This window comes from Streptomyces sp. NPDC057654 (assembly GCF_042800135.1).
Classification (GTDB): Bacteria; Actinomycetota; Actinomycetes; order Streptomycetales; family Streptomycetaceae; genus Streptomyces.
This window is the reverse complement of record NZ_JBHVHQ010001172.1, coordinates 1-2,094: the sequence shown is the minus strand read 5'-3', so window position 1 is coordinate 2,094 and position 2,094 is coordinate 1. Positions and strand designations below refer to the sequence as shown.

The 2,094-nt window shown below is 63.0% G+C and carries 1 protein-coding gene; it reads left to right on the top strand.

Features of this window, described 5'->3' with window-relative positions; genetic code table 11:
• The first annotated feature begins 109 nt into the window (after positions 1 to 109).
• Entirely contained in the window at positions 110 to 1,894 is a 1,785-nt protein-coding gene (locus ACFU99_RS41685) for a reverse transcriptase domain-containing protein (RefSeq protein ID WP_384403451.1), read from the top strand.
• The last annotated feature ends 200 nt before the right edge of the window (positions 1,895 to 2,094 follow it).

Below are 2,094 nucleotides of genomic sequence, written 5' to 3'. Positions count from 1 at the left end.
CGTGGTGATCAGGACGACAAGAGCCCGGTGAGTCGAGAGGCTCACGCCGGGATCTGTGGGAGCCGGGGGGTGAGATTCCCCCCGGCCACCCGACCAGAGCGCTGAAACGGTGCTGGGTGTCCTGCGTGAGCGCGGCAGGCGCGGTCTGCCGTGTGAGGAACTGTTTCGACAGATGTTCAACCCGCAGTTGTATCTGCTGGCCTACGGGCGCATCTACTCCAACAAGGGGGCGATGACGCCAGGGGCCACGCAGGAGACCGTGGATGGCATGTCGATGGGTCGGATCGACCGCATCATTGATGCGATGCGCCACGAGCGTTACCGATTCCACCCCGCGAGGCGAGTCCACATCCCGAAGAAACAGAGCGGGAAGACTCGGCCTCTCGGCCTGCCTACTTGGTCGGATAAGTTGGTCGGTGAAGTGATGCGGCTCCTATTGGAGGCGTATTACGAACCGGTCTTCTCCGGCAGGTCCCACGGATTTCGTCCTCGGAAAGGCTGCCACACCGCACTTCGCGAAGTGGTCAACACCTGGACGGGGACGACCTGGTTTATCGAGGGCGACATCGCCGACTGCTTCGGGAGCCTCGACCATGAGGTCATGCTCCGGATCCTGGGCGAGAAGGTCCACGACAGCCGGTTCCTGCGGCTGGTGCGGAACATGCTGACGGCCGGATACCTGGAGGACTGGACCTGGCACACGACGTTGAGCGGAGCCCCGCAAGGCGGCGTGGCGTCACCCGTCCTGTCCAATATCTACCTGCACAAGCTGGATATCTACGTCGAGCAGACACTGATCCCGGAATACACCCGAGGCAGGCTCCGGGCACGCAGCACGGAATACCGCCGGGTGGAATCGGCAATCGCACGTGCCCACCACAGAGGCGACCGCGCCGAAGTGCGGTCGCTCTACAAGCGGTTGCATCGCCTCCCCAGCCAGGACCCCAACGATCCTGACTATCGGAGGCTGCGATACGTGCGCTATGCCGACGATACCCTCCTCGGGTTTGTTGGGCCAAAGGCCGAAGCCGAAGACATCAAACGGCGTCTGGCGACGTTCCTGCGTGAAGACCTCAAGCTGGAACTGTCGCAAGAGAAGACGCTGATCACCCATGCCCGAACAGGCAGGGCACGGTTCCTCGGCTATGAGATATCGACGGCGAGTACGGACCGCAGAACACGACGGCCGTCCGCGACGGATCGGCGCAATCGCCGATCCCTTAACGGGACGATCGTCCTGCACGTGCCCGTCGGCGTTATCAAGGCCAAGTCCGCCCCTTACATGGCACGCGGAAAACCCGCTTGCCGGAACTCGCTCGTGAATGAGACCGATCATGTCATTGTCGGGAAGTTCGCCATTGAGTACCGGGGCGTCGTCCAGTACTACCTGATGGCCGGTGACGTCTTCCGACTTCACCGGCTGCGTTGGGTCATGGAGACCTCTATGCTCCGGACCTTGGCGCGAAAGCACGGCTCGACGGTGTCGAAGATGGCGGCCCGTTTCAAGGCCAAGATCCAGACGCCCCACGGTCCGCGCACTTGTTTCGAGGCTCGTATGCCACGGGACAACAGGAAGGAACTGGTGGCCCGATTCGGAGGGATTCCTCTCAAGCGGCAGAAGACGGCGGAACTGACCGACCGTCTGGCAGGTCCCGTCTATCCCCACAAGAAGTTGATCCGTCGACTCCAGGGAAATCGGTGCGAAGTCTGCGAGCAGGCCAGTGAGGTGGAGGTTCACCACATCAGGTCACTCAACGACCTCAGCCGGGTGGACGGGCCGTCCCCCGATTGGGCGAACCTCATGGCCAGACGCCGGCGCAAGGCCCTCGTGGTCTGCGGCGCCTGTCACGAGCGCATCCACACCGGGAAGCCGAACACGATGCTCACGCAGTAGTCACTGGAGAGCCGGATGCTCGGAAATCGGGCCCGTCCGGTTCGGAGGGAGGCCGAGCGGAAAAGGCCCTGTCCAGCAGGGACCTCGCCGCTCGGCCGACCCTACCCGCACCCTCCTCGACGAATGGGCCTACGCCAGGCCCTACCAATCCGAGACCGAACGACGCAATGCCTACCCACAATGGCTGCACACCTACAATC